The following is a 17,594-nucleotide window of genomic DNA, read 5'->3' as shown; positions in this document are numbered from 1 at the left end:
CATGCTACGTTTTGCAAATACAGAATTTTTATGGGGATTGCTTGCTATTCCGCTGCTGCTCTTTATTTTTTTGAGGGTAAACTGGTGGAAACGTAAAGCCATAGCCTCCTTGGGTAATAAGGAAGTGGTGATGCAAATGATGCCGCAGGTTTCCTTTTCACGCCCATGGATCAAATTTATCTTTTTTATAGTGGCCTATGCTCTGCTTATAGTGGGCATAGCCGATCCGCAGCTGGGTTCAAAAACCGAAGAGGTGAAACGCAAAGGTGCAGATCTGATGATCCTGCTTGACGTATCCAACAGTATGCTGGCGCAAGACCTTGCCCCTAACCGTTTGGAAAACGCCAAACGTGCGTTATCCCAATTGATTGATAAACTGCATGACGACCGTATCGGCATCGTTGTATTTGCGGGCCAGGCTTATGTACAGCTTCCGGTAACTACGGATTATGCGGCAGCTAAACTGTTCCTCAATACCATTAATACCGAAATGGTACCAACACAGGGCACAGCTATTGGCGCTGCAATTAATTTAGGCATGCAGTCGTTTGATTTTAAGAACGGAACAGGCAAGTCCATTATCATTATTACCGATGGTGAAAACCATGAGGACGATGCTGTATCGGCAGCCAAAGCCGCTTTAGCAAGAAATGTTACGGTGAATGTAGTTGGAGTAGGTTCGGAAGAAGGTGCACCAATCCCCATTTATCAAAACGGCAAACAAACCGGTTTCCATAATGACAGTACAGGCCACCCTGTAGTAAGCAAGCTGAATGAGCAAATGGGCAAGGAGATTGCCGAAGCAGGAAACGGTGTTTATGTACGTGCCAATAATGCCAATAGCGGCCTCAACATTGTAATGGACCAGATAGCCAAGGTGCAGCGCAAAATGACGGATACCAAACAGTTTAAGGATTTTGAAGACAGGTTCCAGTTTTTCCTGGCAATTGCTTTTGTATTGTTATTGGCCGAGTTCTTTATTTCCATCCGTAAAAACATGCGCCTGAGTAAGATCAAATTATTTGAAGTAAAAAACACATGAAGCAATATATCATAGCCATTTTATTAGTGCTGCAGGCTTCATTTCTTTTTGCCCAGCAGGAAAGAAAATACCTGAAGCAGGGTAACGAGCTTTATCAGCAAAAAAAGTTTAAAGAAGCTGAAGCGGCTTACCGCCAGGCCATGAGCAAAAAGGAAAAAACCCTGGAGGGTAATTTTAATCTTGGCGATGCCATGTTTAAGCAAAAGAAATATGATGATGCAGCGGCGCAGTTCAATAAACTGGCAACGGCATCCATCGATAAAAATGTAAAAGCAGGCGCCTATCACAACATCGGCAATTCATTTTTGACCGAAAAGAAATACCAGGAAAGTATCGACGCTTATAAAAAGGCCCTCATTAATAACCCTAAAGACGAGGAAACCCGGTATAACCTTGCCTATGCTCAAAAAATGCTGAAAAACCAGCAGGATAAGAATAAAGGCGGCAATAAGAATAATAAGGATAAGGACAAAAACAAGGATAAGAATAAAGATAACAAAGACAATAAGGACAAGGATAAAGACAAAAAAGATCAGGATAAAAATAAGCAGGACCAGGACAAGAAGGATCAGGATAAGCAAAAACAGGATCAGAAAGATCAGCAGGGACAACAGCCTAACCAGTTGTCAAAAGATGACGCCCAGCGTATGCTTGATGCCCTTAACAATGATGAAAAGCAAACCCAGGATAAGCTTAAAAATAAAAAATTAAAAGGTGCTAAGGTGCCTATTTCAAAAGATTGGTAAAATCTTGTTGTTTTGTAGATACTAATGAAAATTAAACTTTCCATATTAACGCTGCTGCTGTGTTGCTCAAGCCTGATTTTTGCGCAGGTAAAGTTCACGGCATCGGTAAATAAAACCACCATAGGCACAGGCGAAGTACTTGAAGTTACTTTTTCTATTAATGCCAATGCCGATCGTTTTGCGCCTCCTTCATTTGGTGGTTTCCAGGTGGTTGGCGGCCCCAACGTATCCAATAGCATATCCATGATCAATGGCGTTACCTCTGCAAGCATCGCATACGGGTATGATCTTGTACCAACTAAAGAAGGCGAATTAACCATCGGCCCTGCTACTATTATGGCGGGCGGAAGGCCTTACAGCACTGCCCCTATTAAAATTAAAGTGGTAAAAGGCCAGGGCGGGCAGGCTAACCAGCAAACTCAGCAACAAAGCAGCAATGGCCCGGATAGCCGCAACATTCAAAAAGGACGTGTAAGCGATATCTCCAAATCATTGTTTTTACGTGCCGAGGTAGATAAAACAACGGCCTACATGGGTCAGCAGATCATGATGAACCTGCGCCTTTATACCCGGGTTAACATCGCCAACGGCGAACCCGAAAAAATCCCCGATCTGAACGGCTTTTACAGCCAGGAGATCAAAAACACCAATCCAAATGCCCAATGGCGCACCGAGATTTTAAATGGTGTACGGTACAACGTAACCGATATTAAACAAACCGTACTGTTCCCAGAGCATGAAGGTGATATCACTATTGAGCCTTCTGTCATGAACTTTATAGTAAGGCAGCAGGCCGCTTCATCATCAGGCGACCCCTTCGATGCATTTTTTGGCGGATATGAGGATGTGAAGTACAAGATTAAAAGCACTCCTGTTGTCATCCACGTAAAACCATTGCCATTGGCAGGCAAACCTGCTGAGTTTACCGGCGCTGTGGGTAAATTTAATATCGAAGCTTCGCTTGATAAAAATGATGTAAAGGCTAATGACGCCATTAATTACACCATAAAGGTAAGCGGCGCAGGCAACCTGAAGTTGTTGAAACCGATAACGCCAACCTTCCCAGCCGACTTTGAGAAGTATGAGCCCAAGATCACCGATACCATTACCATAAATGCCAGCGGGTCATCAGGCAGCAGAAAATACACTTATCTGCTCATCCCAAGGCACCAGGGCGATTTTACTGTCGACCCGGTTAAGTTCGCATACTTTAACCCGGCTACCGGCAGGTATGTTACTTTAACTACCCAGGCATTCCATATCAAAGTAGCTAAAGGTACCGGCGATGGTAGCAATGTTACCGCCTTTTCAAACGCGGGTAAACAGGATGTTAAGGTGCTAAGCAATGATATCCGTTACATAAAAACCGGCAGCGAGCTAAATGAAGTAAGCAGCGATTTTTATGGATCGGGATTATATTATTTCCTGCTGATATTAGGTCCGGCAGGTTTCCTGGGGGCTTTAATTTACGGTAAATGGCGCGATAAAAACAACGCAGATGTGGTTGGTTTAAAAAGTCGTAAAGCAGGTAAAGTAGCAGCTAAACACCTGGCCAGTGCCAAACAGCAATTGAACGATAAAAAGGCATTTTATGAAAATCTGTTCCGCGGTTTATATGGTTACCTGAGCGATAAGCTTAATATCCCCTATGCTGATCTTAACCGCGAAAAGATAGCTTCGGAACTAAAAGCCCGCTCGCTTGATGAAAGCCTCATTAATGAGATGTTGGACACACTCGATCTTTGCGAAATGGCGCGTTATGCCCCGGTATCAGGCATTACCGAGCAGCAGGTGTTTGATAAGGCACAAAACATGATCAATAACATTGAAAATAAAATATGACATGATGAAGCGCATTATATATCTACTGCTCATCATCGTTATGCCTATATATGCATTAGCTAACGATGAAGCTAACATCCTGTTAAAAAAAGGGAACGACCAGTACGCCAAAGGTCAATATAAAGAAGCTATAACCACATACCAGAAAATTGTGGATGACGGGCACCAGTCGGCATTGGTTTATTATAATCTGGGCAATGCCTACTTTAAAAATGAGGATGTACCATCTGCCCTGTTGTATTATGAAAAGGCGCATAAGCTTTCGCCCGGCGATGAGGATATCAATTTCAATATCCAGTTTGCCAATCAAAAAACAACCGATAAGGTAGAGGCAGGTACCGAGTTTTTCATAACCAAATGGTGGCACTCGTTTATTCTCCGTTTTTCGTTAACAACGTTGGCAGTGATGACAATCCTATTCATTATTGCAGGATGCGCATTGCTGATCGTATACAGGTTCGCTAATTCGGTAAGCATTAAAAAATGGTCGTTTTATTCGGCTTTAGTGATCTTGCTTTTCGGTTTTGCAAGCATGTTTGTTGCAAGTCGCCAGGATCAATATTTTAACGCACACCATGGCGCAATCATTTTCAGCACATCTGTCAATGTAAAAAGCGCGCCAACGCCCAATGCTAAAAACCTGTTTCTGATCCATGACGGTACCAAGGTTGAAATATTGGAAGATAACAACGGCTGGATGAAGATCAGGCTGGCCAGCGGCAACGAGGGCTGGATCAATGCCTCGGACGCTAAGGAAATATAGTTTTGAGGAGGTGAAAGGATAAAGGTAAAAGGCGAAAGGTTGCAGTCCTGATAGAATTTAATTCACCACGATGTCATTTCGACGAACAAAGGGCGGCTTGTGCGGAAGGCTGTGAGGAGAAATCTCCTACGCCCTACTTAGCGACCATGAAAGCGTTAGTACAGAGCGTATAAGGTTTCTCTTTCGCCCTATAGCTCTTACCCTCCACCGCTCTATCGAAATTACAAAAAAATAAAAATGCTTTTTGCCTTAAGCTTTCGGCTTTATGCTGTGTTTCGCTAACAGCTCCAGTACATCTTCTTCGGTACCGGTAAAAGGGCCTGATGATTCTATTTTAAAACTGGCCATAGCAGCAGCAAACTCGCCGGCCTCCTGGAAACCCTTCCCTTTGGCGCGTTGGTATAAATAGCCTGCCATGTAAGTATCACCGCAACCAGTGGCATCAACTACTTCAACCGGTTTATATGCCGGAATCTGGTAATAAACGCCATCGGTATAAATAACCGAGCCCATACTGCCCAGGGTTACTACCACTTCTTTAACCCCCCATTCGTTCAACACTTTAGCACCTTCATGAATGTCAGTTATGCCGGTAAGTACTTCCATTTCATGTTCGTTCACTTTCAGGATGTGGATGTGCCGCAGGGCTTCACGTTTTTCGGGCCAATCGATAGCCACTACGTTTTTATCCTCTACTTTACGCAGATAGCCTTGCGCGTCAAGAGAAAGCTTGCCGCGTTGAGCGAGGTCCTTTATAAATTCTACGGAGATATCATCGGCCAGTAAGGGGCCTAAATGATAAACATTAGACTGAATTTCGTTAAGTTGTTCAATGGTGAAAGGATCGGCTTTTTGTAGCACACGCTGGGTGCGGTGATCCTGATTAGCAGAGTAAATATTTTCAAAGTAAACTGTTTCGCCGCCTGTTGTTGCATGTACCTCGATACCCTTATTACGTAGTTTTTCAACCACAGGCATTTCGCTCAAAGCAAGCGAAGTAACCAGGGTATACTTCACATCCATATTACGAATGGCGTTTGAAAAATAAAAAGAAGTACCGCCAGCCATATGCTTCACCGCTTGCGGTGTCACCACTTTATCTAACGTAATATGCCCTACACAACAAATATCGTACATGAAAATTCCCTATTATGATTTGATACTCAGCTCCTATTATAAAAACAAACGGCAAATGTAAGAAATAGGATTTTGTGTACAACAAGTTATCTGTTTTGTGACAGGGAAATCACTTTATGAGTTACTTAGAATTTATACGATGCTCAACACATCCGCACCCGCCATTTCGGCCAAATCATCAAAATATACTGATGCCAGGTACTCCCAGCTTAACCGGCTGCTGTATTGAAGCCCCTCTTCAATAAACTGTTCTCTCAGGCTATTGCTCTTAAGCAGTAATTCAATCCGCTCTACATAACAGCCGGCATTATATGGTTCGCATTTAAAACCGTTAATGCCTTGCTCAATAAAATCTTTTGAACCGCCGCCATTGGCAATAACGCATGGCAGTCCGGATGCCATAGCCTCAAGTACAACGTTACCGTAAGCCTCAGATACAGAAGGGAAAAGGAACAGGGTTGACGATGCATACAATACCGAAAGCGTTTTATGATCTACCTTACCAGTAAACACTGCGTTGGGCATCTTTGCCTCGCAGGCCTTCCGCGCAACACCATCGCCGGCAATTATGAAGTTAACTTCGGGATTTCTATCCTGCATGATGGTATAGATCTCAAACATGGTTTCCAGGTTTTTTTCCCAAACCAGGCGGCTGGCAAACAAAATGGTGGGATTATCATTACCTGTGAGCGAGCGCAAACTTTTTTTATGCCGTGGCGAAAACAGGCTGGTATCTATTCCTCTCTGCCATAGTTTCATACGGTAGGTATCAACCCCCATATCAATCAACTCTTCCTTCATAGTAATTGAAGGCACATAAACCTGATCGCATTGATTATAAAAAGCCTTGTGACTTTCCGACATCATTTGCTTAACCTTATTGATCAGGAATGGGGTATGTTTCAGGTAGTAATCGATATATGAAATAAAATGTGTGTGATAGATACTTATCACAGGCAAGCCCTGCTGGGTAGCATATTTTAAGGCGAAACTACCTAAAAGCGACGGTGTCGCAATATGTACAACATCTGGCGAAAAGTTATCTATCTCTTCTTTTAGCTCGCTCATCACCAAGCCAGGTATTGCCATGGTGTAACCGGTATTAATTGGTAATGTTAAAGCCGGCACTTTTAATGATTCAAATCCGGCTATACTGTCGGGACCGGCACCATAAACAAACAGAAATTCAAAAATATTCCGGTCAATACGTTTAATGAGCTGATACATGGTGCGTATTGCACCGTCAAAATCTTCAATAAGTATCTCGGCGAAAAATGCTACTCTGATCTTTTTCATCTTATTGACTGATTAGCGGTTATTACTTGGTGTTCACCTTCGCATATCTTACGGGTTCCGTCCCCATCATCAGGAACTCTCTTAATTCGGCTAATTTATCGGTGTTGATCAGGTCAACCTCACATTCAAGCAAGGCCTTCCATACTTCCTTGTTTTCGGGAGAAGCCCACAGGCGTACCCGTTTTTTATGGTGATGCGCAGCGGCTACGTAATCACGAAGCAGTTGTTTCTGATCTTCAGGCATGGGGCCTTTACCTGTCCAACTGATCAGGCGCGAATATTTGCAGCTGGCAGTTTTATAAACAGTGTTTGAAAGCGTATCGGTATGTACCTGCATCAGGTCTTCATCAATAAAAGCAAAGCGCTGTTTTTGCGCCTGAAGTATTTTATAAGGCTTATTACCGGTTATCACAATGGTTACGCTCCCTTCTGTTATTTCGCCGTTATTATAGCTCGACAACATCGGCGCGTAGCGCTTTAATACTTCCGACAGCTTTGCATAGGTTTTTTCAGCGTCGGATTTGATATCGATCATCAGCGTAACAGGAGAAAGCGGGTACACCACCTCCCTGTTTTTGCCTTCGTAACAGTTAAACAATGGCTTTAAATAAAGCTGCTCCAGAGTACGCTTTTTTTGGAAAGCAGGCAGCATATGTGCCACCAGCAATTCGTCATCGCGCAGGTAAATATCAGCCTCTACGTTTTGAAAACCGTTATCCAGGGCATCATACAGAGGCCGGTTATGCCAGTAATCATTATGGGCGAAACCTTTGGAGAGGGGGCTGTTTTGAGCCTGGCAGGTAATGGCTCTGAAGGCAAGGATAACAAAAAACAGAAATTTCAGGTGCTTGTGGCAAAATGCTGCTTGCATCGTAATTTGTATTTGTTGCTACAAATTTACCCTCCCGATATGTACAGGCAGTTATGTCATGGTAAAGTAAAAGCATCAATTGCTTTAATTTATTGTAAATGGCTTAACATTTTCATCACATTAAAATATACAAACCAACACTTTTCGATTAAGGCGGATTCATATTAAATATGCATTTTATAAACACGTGTTAGTAAGCTATGCGGATCTGCGAAGGATTAATTCGGCAAGCTGCTGCCAGTTAGTGGCTCTTTCGGGAAGCGCAAACAAATCTGAGATAAGCATAAATATGTCTTCCGCACTTTTACCCTCCTGCCTTAAATATCTTATCGATGTTGAACCGGCCGATTTGGATAGTTTTTTACCATCCGCTTCAAGCAACAGTAGATGATGATAAAATCTGGCATCATTAAAAGCCTGCTTCTCCAGTACCGTTGCCAGTTGAAGTTGTGCCAGTGTTGATGCCCGTAGATCTTCGCCTCTCACAATCAGATCAATGCCGTAAAACAGGTCGTCAACAATTGAAGTAAGCTGATAGGCCGGGAAGCCGTCTTTTTTCCTGACCACAAAATTTTCCATTTCGACAGGTAGTTGTGCCTGGATAATAGTACCATCATAGTTTTTCACCTGTAACGAAACTGCATTATTGGTATGTAATCGCAAGCTCGCGTCGGGGGTATTAAGGGGGAACTGCTTCGCCAAACAAGTGCAACCTCCAGTTTCACTAAGTTGTTTGCGGGAACAGGTGCAGGCAAAAACAAAATCACCCGCAACCAATTGATCAAGAGCTTCATTGTACAGCTGCATCCGATGAATTTGGGAGAATTGGGATTCAAAATCATCCGCATCCCGCGGGCCTTCATCCCAGGGGATCTCCAAAAATCGTAGCGTATCGAAAATATCAGTCAGGTATTCCCGGTTAACCCTTGCCCGGTCGAGGTCATCAATCCTCAATAAAACTTTAGCGCCATGCTTACGCGCCAATGCCGCGGTGATAGAAAAAGACAGCACATTGCCCACATGCAAAAACCCGCTTGGCGTTGGTGCCATGCGGGTTTTATTAAAATGTATCGGTGGGATTGTCAATTGTTTTTATGATTAATGAACGAGCCAAGATACAAAAGATGGGGAGGAATGAAAAGATTGGCTATGCCAGCAACGTCCCCCCATCAACCACCAAATTCAATCCGGTTCCAAAGCTTTGTTTCATGAGATAAACAAAAGCAAGGGCAACATCATCCGCATGGCCAACACGGCCAAGCAACAACGTATCTTTTGCCCAATTATAAAGCCCTTCTTTATCTTCGGCAGGCAGGCTATCCCAAAGGTTAGTATCAATTACACCGGGTATTACGGCGTTTACGCGTACAGGAGCAAGCTCAACGGCCAGGGCTCTTACCAAACCTTCCATAGCACCGCAAATGCTGCTGGCTATCGACCAGCCGGCTGCCGGTCTTGTTCCCGCCGTGCCCCCAGTTAGGTTTACCGAGCCGCCCTCATTAATGAACGGGGCACCATACTTGACAGCAGCATAAGCCCCCCAATAGCGGAGATTAAAGAACTTACGTGCGGCCTCGATATCTGTTTGGTCGATATTATTCAAATTAAGGTTTTCGGCAGCGGTATAAACCAGGTGATCGAACTTCCCGGCCTGCTCAAAAAATGATTTTATATTTTCCTCATGCGATAGATCCACGGCGTAGCCTTCAGCATCTTCAGGCAATTGACTTAAAGCGTTATTGATCTTGCTTTGATTACCTGAAACTATCACCACATTTGCACCTTCGGCAGCAGCAGCTTTTGCTGTCGCGAAGCCTATACCAGTACTACCTCCCAATATAATTACCCTTTTGCCATTTAATGACGATTTGTTTTCAATTTGACTGTTCATAATGTTTATTCTTTTTTAGACACCGCAAAGTTCCCCCATAAACAATCGGCTGCACTTACCATTTGGTAAAAAGCGATTAGCCTTCAAAATTTATAATGCTAAATTTGAGCTATGACACTTGCAGACCGGATTATCCGATTCAATGAACAATTAATTTATACCGGCGATCCTTTACCCGAAGGTATCCGCATTATGAACCCGTTTAAGGAGCATCCGCAAACTATGCGTATTGTTGATGAGTTTTATCATAAATATTACAACGATAATCAGCAGCGCCACATCATTTTGGGCATTAACCCGGGCCGGTTTGGGGGAGGCTTAACAGGCATTCCTTTTACCGACCCTAAACGATTGATCTCCGAATGTCATATCAATTATGAAGGCAAAATGTCGCACGAGCCATCATCGGTATTTGTTTACGAAGTGATCAATGCCTTTGGCGGACCGGAAGCTTTTTATAAGCAGATCTATATCAACTCCCCTTGTCCGCTCGGTTTTACCAGTATTAATACCAGCGGCAAAGAAAAAAATTATAATTACTATGACAGCAAGGAGTTAACCCGCGCCGTTTACCATTTCATGATCGAAAACATCCGCAAGCAGATTGACCTGGGCATTAATACCGAAAAATGTTTCTGTTTTGGTACGGGAAAGAATGAAACATTCCTGCGCAAGCTAAATGACGAATATCATTTCTTCGGCGAGATCATAGCATTGGAACATCCCCGCTTTATCATGCAATACAAAACGGCAAGCAAACAATTTTATATTGATAAGTACCTTGCTGCTTTTGAAAGTATTGCGGGGTAAACGGATACTTATTTCATGGTAAAACACTTATATTGTGTGCACCAATCAATTAGCCTGTAAGCAATGACCCCAAGCAAGTTTTTAGTATTTCTACTCTTTATTTTTCCTTTTATTTCAAAAGGGCAATCAGTTTCAAACAATAAACTCATTTCGCCCCGTATCAGGGTGATTATGGATAATGACTTTAGCGGAGACCCGGATGGCTTATTTGCGCTTACACATTTGGTATTATCCCCATCGGTTGAAGTTAGAGGGATCATCGGTTCGCACCTGAATGCCAATGATGGGTTCGATAGATCTAAAACCCAGGCGGAGAATGCGGCAAAAAAGGCTGCAGACCTGTTAGCCGTTTTGAAGATCAAAGATCAATTCCCGGTAATTGCCGGCTCCAATACGGCTATGGTGAACGATAGCACCCCGGTTAAAAGCAAGGCTGTCGACCTGATCATTAAAGAGGCTTCCCGTACAGATACTTCCCTGCCATTGTATATCCTTTGCGGTGCCGGGCTTACCGAAATTGCATCGGCGGTATTAACCGAACCCAAAATTGCTGATAAACTTACATTGGTATGGATTGGCGGCCCGGAATACAGCGACCTGGCATTGCCCCCGCCAAATTACAGCAGTCCTGAATATAACCTCAATATCGATATCAATGCAACAAGGGCGGTGTTTAACCATTCGCAATTAAAGCTTTGGCAAATCCCAAGGGACGGGTACCGCCAGGCGATATTGCCCTATTCTGAATTACAGCTTAAAATAAAGCCGCAGGGTGAAGCCGGTAAATACCTCACTGGCGTACTTGAAAACTTAATGGCCCGCATCCAGCAATTCCATCTTAATTTAGGCGAGACCTATATTTTGGGCGATAGTCCGCTGGTTTTGCTTACCGCCTTGCAATCATCCTTTGAGGCAGATCCTTCATCGAGCGAATATGTGTTAAAGCCTTGTCCGCTTATTAATGCGCAGGGTGGGTATGATTATAATGCCCACGGTCGTAATATTCGGGTTTACCGCAGGTTGGATATCAACCTCATGTTCAATGATTTTTTTGCCAAACTGGAGCTGAATAAGTAAAGGCAGCAGCCTGTATATTTTTAACCATAAACGGTTTATTTAGTATTACCTTAAGCGCTGTTTTGTACTTATTTTGGCCTGATCATAAACCTTGATATCATGCTTAAACAAATTGGCAAAAAAGCTCAAAATATGCTCCTGCTTACTTCATTGTTATTTGCGGGGAGTCAAACTTTTGCCCAAACTAATGATACATCGCTACCCCGGCTTATCGAAAAAAGTGGCAGGCACGCGTTTTTAGTTGATGGCAAACCCTTTTTGATGCTGGGCGGCCAGACGCATAACTCAAGCGCATGGCCTGCTTTAATGCCGGGTGTATGGAAATCGGCCGGGGCAATGCACCTTAACACGCTCGAAGTGCCCATTTACTGGGAACAAATAGAACCTCAGCCCGGAAAATTTGATTTTGCGCTGGTTGATACCCTGCTTACCCAGGCCCGGCAGCACAACGTACATTTGGTGCTGCTCTGGTTTGGCACCTGGAAAAATGGCAGTAACCATTACATGCCCGAATGGATGAAGCGCGATGCAGAAAAATACCCAAACATTACAGGTAAAACAGGCAAGCCCATTGATTCGCCCTCCCCGCATTCAAAAGCTACTTTAGATGCTGATATCAAAGCGTTTTCGGCGGTAATGCGTTACTTAAAGCAGGCCGATGGGCAACATACCGTAATCATGGTGCAGGTTGAAAATGAACCGGGCTCATGGGACACCGTTCGCGACTATTCAGCTAAGGCACAAAAACTGTTTGAGGGCGATGTGCCGGCCCAACTGTTAAAACCAGCTGTACTAAAAGCCCTGAATGTATCGGAACACTCAAAAGGCTCGTGGACCAAAGTTTTTGGCGACAGGGCTGACGAATATTTCCAGGCCTGGTCAATAGCCCGGTTCATTGAACAGGTTGCGGCAGCTGGAAAAGCAGAATATCCGCTTCCATTGTATGTGAACGTGGCCCTTCGCGATCCGCTTACCAATCCGACGGCAACCCATTATGAAAGTGGCGGTGCAACGGATAATGTGATTCCGATCTGGAAAGCAGCCGCCCCATCCATCGACTTGCTTGCTCCTGATATTTACCTGTCGGGCAGTGAAAGGATATTGAAAGTAATTGACTTATATGCCCGTGCGGATAATACTTTATTTGTACCCGAAGCTGGTTTAATTGCTGATAATGCCAAATATTTTTATGATGTTTTGGCCCATGGCGGTATTGGTTTTTCGCCTTTCGGGATAGATGACAATGGCGATAGTTCAAACGATGATCATTTGGTCGAGCTACTTTCCCCTTTTGCGGATGAATATGCCGTGGCAGCACCAATGATGCGTGAACTGGCACAATGGGCATTTGAAGATAAGATCAAAGCCGTTGTTGAACATGAAGATGGCGCGGAGCAAAGCATTAAACTTGGTGCCTGGGATGCCATTGTAAAATTTGGCAGCGGTCGGGGTGGTGAACTTAAACCTAATAAAGACCATAACGGTAAAGCCATGATTGTTAGCCTTAATGAAAATAAATTTATCATGACAGGCACAAACTGCCGCATCACTTTCCGCCCGGCCGGCAGCAACACCGGTAAGGCATGGCAATACCTTAAGGTTGAGGAAGGCTGGTATGATCAAGGCGTATTTAAATCGCTTCGCATCCTTAATGGTGATGAAACAGACTGGGGAGGGCCTGCAATTGGCGATAGGCCGAGGGTATTGCAGATCTCGTTGGTGGTGAGATAAAAATTTCGCGTAGAGACGCCTTACATGCGTCTTCCGCACGCAAGGCTACGCTTTAACGGTTTGCTTGTCCTGTGCGAGACGCATATGATGCGTCTCTACATTGAAAACAATCGCCCTACTTCACTTCATAAACCACCGCCTCATACGGCATTAGCGTGCCATTTTTTGATGGCTTTTGATAATTGCCGATTAAAACCGTTGCATTATCCAAATCCATACCTGTTTGAGCCGGAGCTGTTTTACTCGTAAAATTCAGGAGTACCAGCAGCTTCCTGCCGTTCAACTCCCTGGTGTAGGCATAAGTATCGGGGTTTTGCGCGTCGAGCAATGTATATTTTCCGTATACCAGTACCGGATCATCCTTCCTTAGTTTTACTATCCGCCTGAAATAATTCAAAGTACTATTGCTATCTTTCTCCTGTGCGGCAGCATTGATGGTTTTAAAGTTAGGGTTTACTTTTATCCATGGCATGCCTGTAGTGAAACCCGCATTAGCGGTGCTGTTCCACTGAAAAGGGGTACGACCATTGTCCCGGCTTTCAAAGGCTATGCGTTTTAAATAAGCAGGCAAATCAGCGCCAATATTTTTTTGCCGCTGATATTCGTTCAAGGTTTGCACATCACGGTAATCATCAATTGTGCTGAAACCAGCATTGGTCATGCCCAGTTCATCGCCATTATAGTAATAAGGCGTACCACGCATGGTCATCAAAAAGGTGGTCAACATTTTTGACGATACTGCCCTGAACTCTGGGCTATCATTGCCGAACCTGCTTACCAACCGGGCCTGATCATGATTAGCCAGAAATATAGATAGCCAGCCCTTTGCTGCAAATGCACTATCCCATTTGGTAAATACCTGCTTTAAATGAGTTAAGCTATAGCCTCCGGGTTTGGCAATATCCACACCTTCAAAAGCGTAAGCCATGTTTAATTCATTCCTGTCGGCATCAACTAAATTATGGCCGTCTTCAAACGTGTTACCCGCTCCCTCAGCCACACTCATTACGTTATATTTACTGAGCACTTCTCTGTTCATTTCCTGCAGGTATCCATGCAAATTGCCCTGTACGCCGTAATATTGGGTGAAATTTTTTTCAAACCCTTTCGGAAAGGCAGGGAAGGTAGTATCCTTTGCTGCAAACTGGAAAGCATCCAGCCTGAAGCCATCAATCCCCTTATCAGCCCAAAACTTCATTATGCCGTATACTTCATTCCTCAGTTTTGGATTTTCCCAGTTAAGGTCGGGCTGCTTGCGCGAAAAATAATGCAGGTAATAGGCATTGGTAAGCGAATCATAACGCCAGGCATCGTGGTTTACGTCAAATAAACTGTAGCGATAAGCGGGTTTGCCCTTTTCGGCGTTCCACCAGTGATAATATTCCCGGTACGGATTTTTGCGCGAGCTCCGGCTTTGCTTAAACCATTCGTGCTCATCGCTGCTATGATTTACAACCAGGTCCATCACCAGTTTTATACCACGGGCATGTATCCCCTTTAGCAATGCGTCAAAATCATCCATGGTTCCGAAATCCTTCATGATGTTGCGGTAATCGCTTACATCATACCCATTATCATCGTTGGGTGAGCTATAAATGGGGTTAAGCCATACAACATCTACTCCCAGGCTTTTGATATAATCAAGTTTGGAGATAATACCTTTCAGGTCACCGATGCCATCTCCATCATTATCCTTAAAACTGCGGGGATAAACCTGGTAAACCACGGCTTCCTTCCACCATTTGCGGTCAATAGTGTCTGCTCTGCCTTGATTGTTTTGCGCAGCCCCTGAAAAGGCAACAAACATAAAAACAATGAAGGCCACAAAACGAAAGTAAGGTACGTTCATGATCATAATTGGTTAAGTTTTAGCAGGACAAAACTGACTTTCTGCGGTTTATAATAAGAGAATATTAAGGTAGCAATATTTAAGCGGAACAAAAAATAATGCAACTAAATCCGTTGCCTTAGCGCCCCTACAAATTTAAAGTTCAAACATTATGCACATTTCGGGGTTTAGAAATGAGCTAACACCTATCACAATTACACAGTCAATAAATTGAATTTTAATTATTTATATACGTTAGCGTGCATCACAAAACACCACATAAAATTTCATCCCTGTTTTTAAAGACGTTTTTATTTATACTATTTACGGGTATTGCAGCACAGTCCTTTGGCCAGGTACCGGTACCTGCCGATTCGGTAAAGGCCGATTCATTGCGCATTAAAGAAAAAGTAGAACAACCGGCCAAACCCACCGATACTTTATATAAACAATATGACTTTGGTGATCTGGTACGCAACATATTGCATCCAGGCAGGCCGGCTGCACCTCCTAATAAAAAATCGTCTGGGATTACGATCATACCCAACGTGGCATCCAATCCCACTATCGGGTCACAAATTGGGATCAAGGCTGTAGCCGGAAAAAAATTAGGGAACGATCCTAATACCCTGCTTTCGGTTGCTGCCACATCGGCATCTATTACCACCAAGGGGATCATCTATTTTTATATCAACCATAACATATATACACCGGGCAATAAATGGAATTTTCAGGGCAGTTTGGTTGCAGCCAAAACGGTTTCGCCCGATTATGGCTTGGGGATTGGCCAGGCATCAAGCGGCAGCGAAGCCGATCAGGTGCTGGCCAACCCCGGGCGTAAAGGCAGAGCGCTGCATTCGCAATTTTATAATATCCGCGAGAAGGTATACAAAGAAATTGATAAGGGGCTGTTTTTAGGTGCGGGCGCTTCCTTTGATATCAGGCGAAAAATTGAGGATACCAAATCAACAACTGATCTTACCCCATACAATATCTATAGCGACCGTCATGGATTTGCCCGCGACCATTATGCTGCTAACGGCTTGCTTTTTAACTTACAATACACTACCCGCGACAACCAAAACCGGGCCTACAGAGGGATTTACGTCGATGCAGGCTTCCGCATTAATCAAAGCTGGATGGGAAGCTCCAAAAACGCGGTGCAGTTCACTACCGATTTCAGGAAGTATTTCAGCCTGTCAGAAACCAACCCCGAACATGTTGTTGCCTTCTGGAACTGGGGCTCATACCTGATCAGCGGCGACATCCCCTATCTCGAGCTGCCAGGCACCGGCAAAGATCCTGGCTTCCGGAGCGGCAGGGGTTATGTAGTACAATATTTTAAGGGTACGCAATACAATTACTCGGAAGTAGAATACCGTTTCCCGATACTGCGGAATAAATTTGTAAGCGGCGTGGCATTTGCCAACCTGCAAACAACCAATGATGAGTCGGGTACCAAAATATTTCAGCAATGGCAACCAGGCTATGGCGGCGGCTTGCGCGTATTATTTAATAAAGCAACACGCACCAATCTTTGCCTTGATTACGCCTTTGGCAGGTATGGCTCAAAAGGCTTCTTTTTGGGCTTGAATGAGGCATTTTAAATATTAAAGCCTCCGGGAAATGACAGAGGCTTTGATTATAAATTAATCCTATAGCGTTCCCATATTTAGTTAGTTTACTTAGTATAAATGGCCAGCTTTATGTTTTTGGTATCGAGCGGCGTCATCCACTTGATATTTTTCCTTTTAACGATGCCATTTATTTTATCTGCAATTACCAATTGTTTCTTGTTTATCAATATCGAGTCCTTATCGGAAGATATCGCGATCCATCCTGTTTCATTAACAATATAAGGTTTATCATCAACCTTAACCAACACATCCTGATTGCCAGCTTTTGCTGCAGATAGTTTATTATCAAACGTTCGGGCGATTTTTACCTGATCAAAATGTTCCAGCGTAATATGATAATCCAGATCGCCAATCGCCTTGTTTACCAGTTTTGAAAAAGAGTTTGATCCTGATCCTTTGTCTAACCCAAAATACATCAACGCTTTTGTATCTCCCGGCAAATTGCCCCAATGCTCGCGTTGCATAATGTTATTATAGCCTTTTTTAATAATCTTTAATTTAAACATCATTTCCCCATCGGCCATAAAACTAAGTGAGATCTTAAAATAGCCCCTTACATCCGTTTTGCCAAGCAGCGTTTCATCGGTCCCGTAAATACCAGCTGCTTCAATTGGTAATAAGGTTTTTGAATCAACAACGAGACCAGCGATGTTTATATTTCTTGTCATTCTGTTATGTGTGCTGGCCAATAGCAGGGCCGGGGTGAAAAACAGAAGTATCGCAACAAAAGACAACTTTGTTATTAAAAATTTATTCATGACAGTATTTAAGTTTAGGTGAAGATAGGAGTTTAACTAAAGAAAAAAAATACAACATAAAATATCTGCGCTGTTAATTATTATTCTTAATTTTATATTGTAAGCATCTGTAAAACAATCATGTAATACAACTACATGATATTCCTAACCATATCAATAACAGGG

At 43.5% G+C, this 17,594-nt stretch carries 15 protein-coding genes; 8 read left to right on the top strand and 7 right to left on the bottom strand.

Annotated features, from left to right (window positions below; all coding sequences use genetic code 11):
- Window position 1: 1 nt before the first annotated feature.
- The 4 genes from ABIC84_RS25825 to ABIC84_RS25810 are packed head-to-tail and all read left to right on the top strand — an operon-like array spanning window position 2 to window position 4,393.
- On the top strand, window positions 2-1,042 hold the full coding sequence (locus tag ABIC84_RS25825; protein ID WP_129570451.1) for a vWA domain-containing protein: 1,041 nt from the start codon (window positions 2-4) through the stop codon (window positions 1,040-1,042).
- Complete coding sequence (locus tag ABIC84_RS25820) at window positions 1,039-1,788, top strand: tetratricopeptide repeat protein (RefSeq protein ID WP_429265445.1); 750 nt, start codon at window positions 1,039-1,041, stop codon at window positions 1,786-1,788. The genes ABIC84_RS25825 and ABIC84_RS25820 overlap by 4 nt, the downstream gene beginning before the upstream one ends.
- A gap of 24 nt (window positions 1,789-1,812) precedes the next feature.
- The gene (locus ABIC84_RS25815) at window positions 1,813-3,630 is read left to right on the top strand and encodes a BatD family protein (protein WP_429265444.1); all 1,818 of its coding nucleotides are present in this window, start codon (window positions 1,813-1,815) and stop codon (window positions 3,628-3,630) included.
- Between the two features lies 1 nt (window position 3,631).
- Window positions 3,632-4,393: a tetratricopeptide repeat protein gene (locus ABIC84_RS25810; RefSeq protein ID WP_429265443.1), complete on the top strand. Its 762-nt coding sequence runs from the start codon at window positions 3,632-3,634 to the stop codon at window positions 4,391-4,393.
- Window positions 4,394-4,642: 249 nt separating this feature from the next.
- On the opposite strand, the gene ABIC84_RS25805 is transcribed toward ABIC84_RS25810, so the two are convergent.
- The 5 genes from ABIC84_RS25805 to ABIC84_RS25785 form a co-directional block, all read right to left on the bottom strand.
- Entirely contained in the window at window positions 4,643-5,530 is an 888-nt protein-coding gene (locus ABIC84_RS25805) for a PfkB family carbohydrate kinase (RefSeq protein WP_429265442.1), read from the bottom strand.
- 132 nt (window positions 5,531-5,662) lie between these two features.
- Entirely contained in the window at window positions 5,663-6,826 is a 1,164-nt protein-coding gene (locus ABIC84_RS25800) for a glycosyltransferase family 4 protein (RefSeq protein ID WP_429265441.1), read from the bottom strand.
- 22 nt (window positions 6,827-6,848) lie between these two features.
- Window positions 6,849-7,697 (bottom strand): phosphatidylinositol-specific phospholipase C/glycerophosphodiester phosphodiesterase family protein, encoded by an 849-nt coding sequence (locus ABIC84_RS25795; protein WP_429265440.1) that lies wholly within the window; start codon window positions 7,695-7,697, stop codon window positions 6,849-6,851.
- A gap of 198 nt (window positions 7,698-7,895) precedes the next feature.
- Window positions 7,896-8,747, bottom strand: a complete 852-nt coding sequence (locus ABIC84_RS25790) for a glutamate--tRNA ligase family protein (RefSeq protein ID WP_426582857.1) — start codon at window positions 8,745-8,747, stop codon at window positions 7,896-7,898.
- A gap of 97 nt (window positions 8,748-8,844) precedes the next feature.
- Window positions 8,845-9,588, bottom strand: coding sequence for an SDR family oxidoreductase (locus ABIC84_RS25785; protein ID WP_426582859.1), 744 nt, complete (start codon window positions 9,586-9,588; stop codon window positions 8,845-8,847).
- Window positions 9,589-9,699: 111 nt separating this feature from the next.
- Between ABIC84_RS25785 and ABIC84_RS25780 the strand changes: the two genes are divergently transcribed.
- The 3 genes from ABIC84_RS25780 (at window position 9,700) to ABIC84_RS25770 (ending at window position 13,206) form a co-directional block, all read left to right on the top strand.
- Window positions 9,700-10,398, top strand: a complete 699-nt coding sequence (locus tag ABIC84_RS25780) for an SMUG2 DNA glycosylase family protein (protein WP_429265439.1) — start codon at window positions 9,700-9,702, stop codon at window positions 10,396-10,398.
- A 63-nt stretch (window positions 10,399-10,461) separates the two neighbouring features.
- A complete protein-coding gene (locus ABIC84_RS25775; RefSeq protein WP_429265438.1) occupies window positions 10,462-11,475 on the top strand; it encodes a nucleoside hydrolase in 1,014 nt (337 codons plus the stop codon).
- A 99-nt stretch (window positions 11,476-11,574) separates the two neighbouring features.
- A complete protein-coding gene (locus tag ABIC84_RS25770) occupies window positions 11,575-13,206 on the top strand; it encodes a DUF5597 domain-containing protein (RefSeq protein WP_429265437.1) in 1,632 nt (543 codons plus the stop codon).
- A gap of 115 nt (window positions 13,207-13,321) precedes the next feature.
- Here the strand turns inward: ABIC84_RS25770 and ABIC84_RS25765 are convergent, their stop codons facing one another.
- Entirely contained in the window at window positions 13,322-15,055 is a 1,734-nt protein-coding gene (locus ABIC84_RS25765; RefSeq protein ID WP_429265436.1) for a glycoside hydrolase family 13 protein, read from the bottom strand.
- A gap of 239 nt (window positions 15,056-15,294) precedes the next feature.
- Here ABIC84_RS25765 and ABIC84_RS25760 point away from each other — a divergent pair, with 239 nt between their 5' ends.
- Window positions 15,295-16,641, top strand: coding sequence for a BamA/TamA family outer membrane protein (locus tag ABIC84_RS25760; RefSeq protein WP_429265435.1), 1,347 nt, complete (start codon window positions 15,295-15,297; stop codon window positions 16,639-16,641).
- Window positions 16,642-16,715: 74 nt separating this feature from the next.
- Here ABIC84_RS25760 and ABIC84_RS25755 read toward each other — a convergent pair whose 3' ends face one another.
- Window positions 16,716-17,339, bottom strand: coding sequence for a hypothetical protein (locus tag ABIC84_RS25755; RefSeq protein WP_429265434.1), 624 nt, complete (start codon window positions 17,337-17,339; stop codon window positions 16,716-16,718).
- Window positions 17,340-17,594: the final 255 nt, after the last annotated feature.

It is taken from the genome of Mucilaginibacter sp. 3215, assembly GCF_050433785.1.
Taxonomy (GTDB): domain Bacteria; phylum Bacteroidota; class Bacteroidia; order Sphingobacteriales; family Sphingobacteriaceae; genus Mucilaginibacter.
Note: the sequence above shows the minus strand (reverse complement) of the source record. Positions and strands in the feature narration are given on the sequence as shown.

Bases quoted from the DNA above. Each gene is read 5' to 3' on its own strand.
- ABIC84_RS25770 (WP_429265437.1), top strand. From the start codon at position 11,575: ATGCTTAAACAAATTGGCAAAAAAGCTCAAAATATGCTCCTGCTTACT.
- ABIC84_RS25825 (WP_129570451.1), top strand. From the start codon at position 2: ATGCTACGTTTTGCAAATACAGAATTTTTATGGGGATTGCTTGCTATT.
- ABIC84_RS25785 (WP_426582859.1), bottom strand. From the start codon at position 9,588: ATGAACAGTCAAATTGAAAACAAATCGTCATTAAATGGCAAAAGGGTA.
- ABIC84_RS25795 (WP_429265440.1), bottom strand. From the start codon at position 7,697: ATGCAAGCAGCATTTTGCCACAAGCACCTGAAATTTCTGTTTTTTGTT.
- ABIC84_RS25790 (WP_426582857.1), bottom strand. From the start codon at position 8,747: ATGGCACCAACGCCAAGCGGGTTTTTGCATGTGGGCAATGTGCTGTCT.
- ABIC84_RS25765 (WP_429265436.1), bottom strand. From the start codon at position 15,055: ATGAACGTACCTTACTTTCGTTTTGTGGCCTTCATTGTTTTTATGTTT.
- ABIC84_RS25820 (WP_429265445.1), top strand. From the start codon at position 1,039: ATGAAGCAATATATCATAGCCATTTTATTAGTGCTGCAGGCTTCATTT.
- ABIC84_RS25815 (WP_429265444.1), top strand. From the start codon at position 1,813: ATGAAAATTAAACTTTCCATATTAACGCTGCTGCTGTGTTGCTCAAGC.
- ABIC84_RS25810 (WP_429265443.1), top strand. From the start codon at position 3,632: ATGATGAAGCGCATTATATATCTACTGCTCATCATCGTTATGCCTATA.
- ABIC84_RS25755 (WP_429265434.1), bottom strand. From the start codon at position 17,339: ATGACAAGAAATATAAACATCGCTGGTCTCGTTGTTGATTCAAAAACC.
- ABIC84_RS25780 (WP_429265439.1), top strand. From the start codon at position 9,700: ATGACACTTGCAGACCGGATTATCCGATTCAATGAACAATTAATTTAT.
- ABIC84_RS25805 (WP_429265442.1), bottom strand. From the start codon at position 5,530: ATGTACGATATTTGTTGTGTAGGGCATATTACGTTAGATAAAGTGGTG.
- ABIC84_RS25800 (WP_429265441.1), bottom strand. From the start codon at position 6,826: ATGAAAAAGATCAGAGTAGCATTTTTCGCCGAGATACTTATTGAAGAT.
- ABIC84_RS25775 (WP_429265438.1), top strand. From the start codon at position 10,462: ATGACCCCAAGCAAGTTTTTAGTATTTCTACTCTTTATTTTTCCTTTT.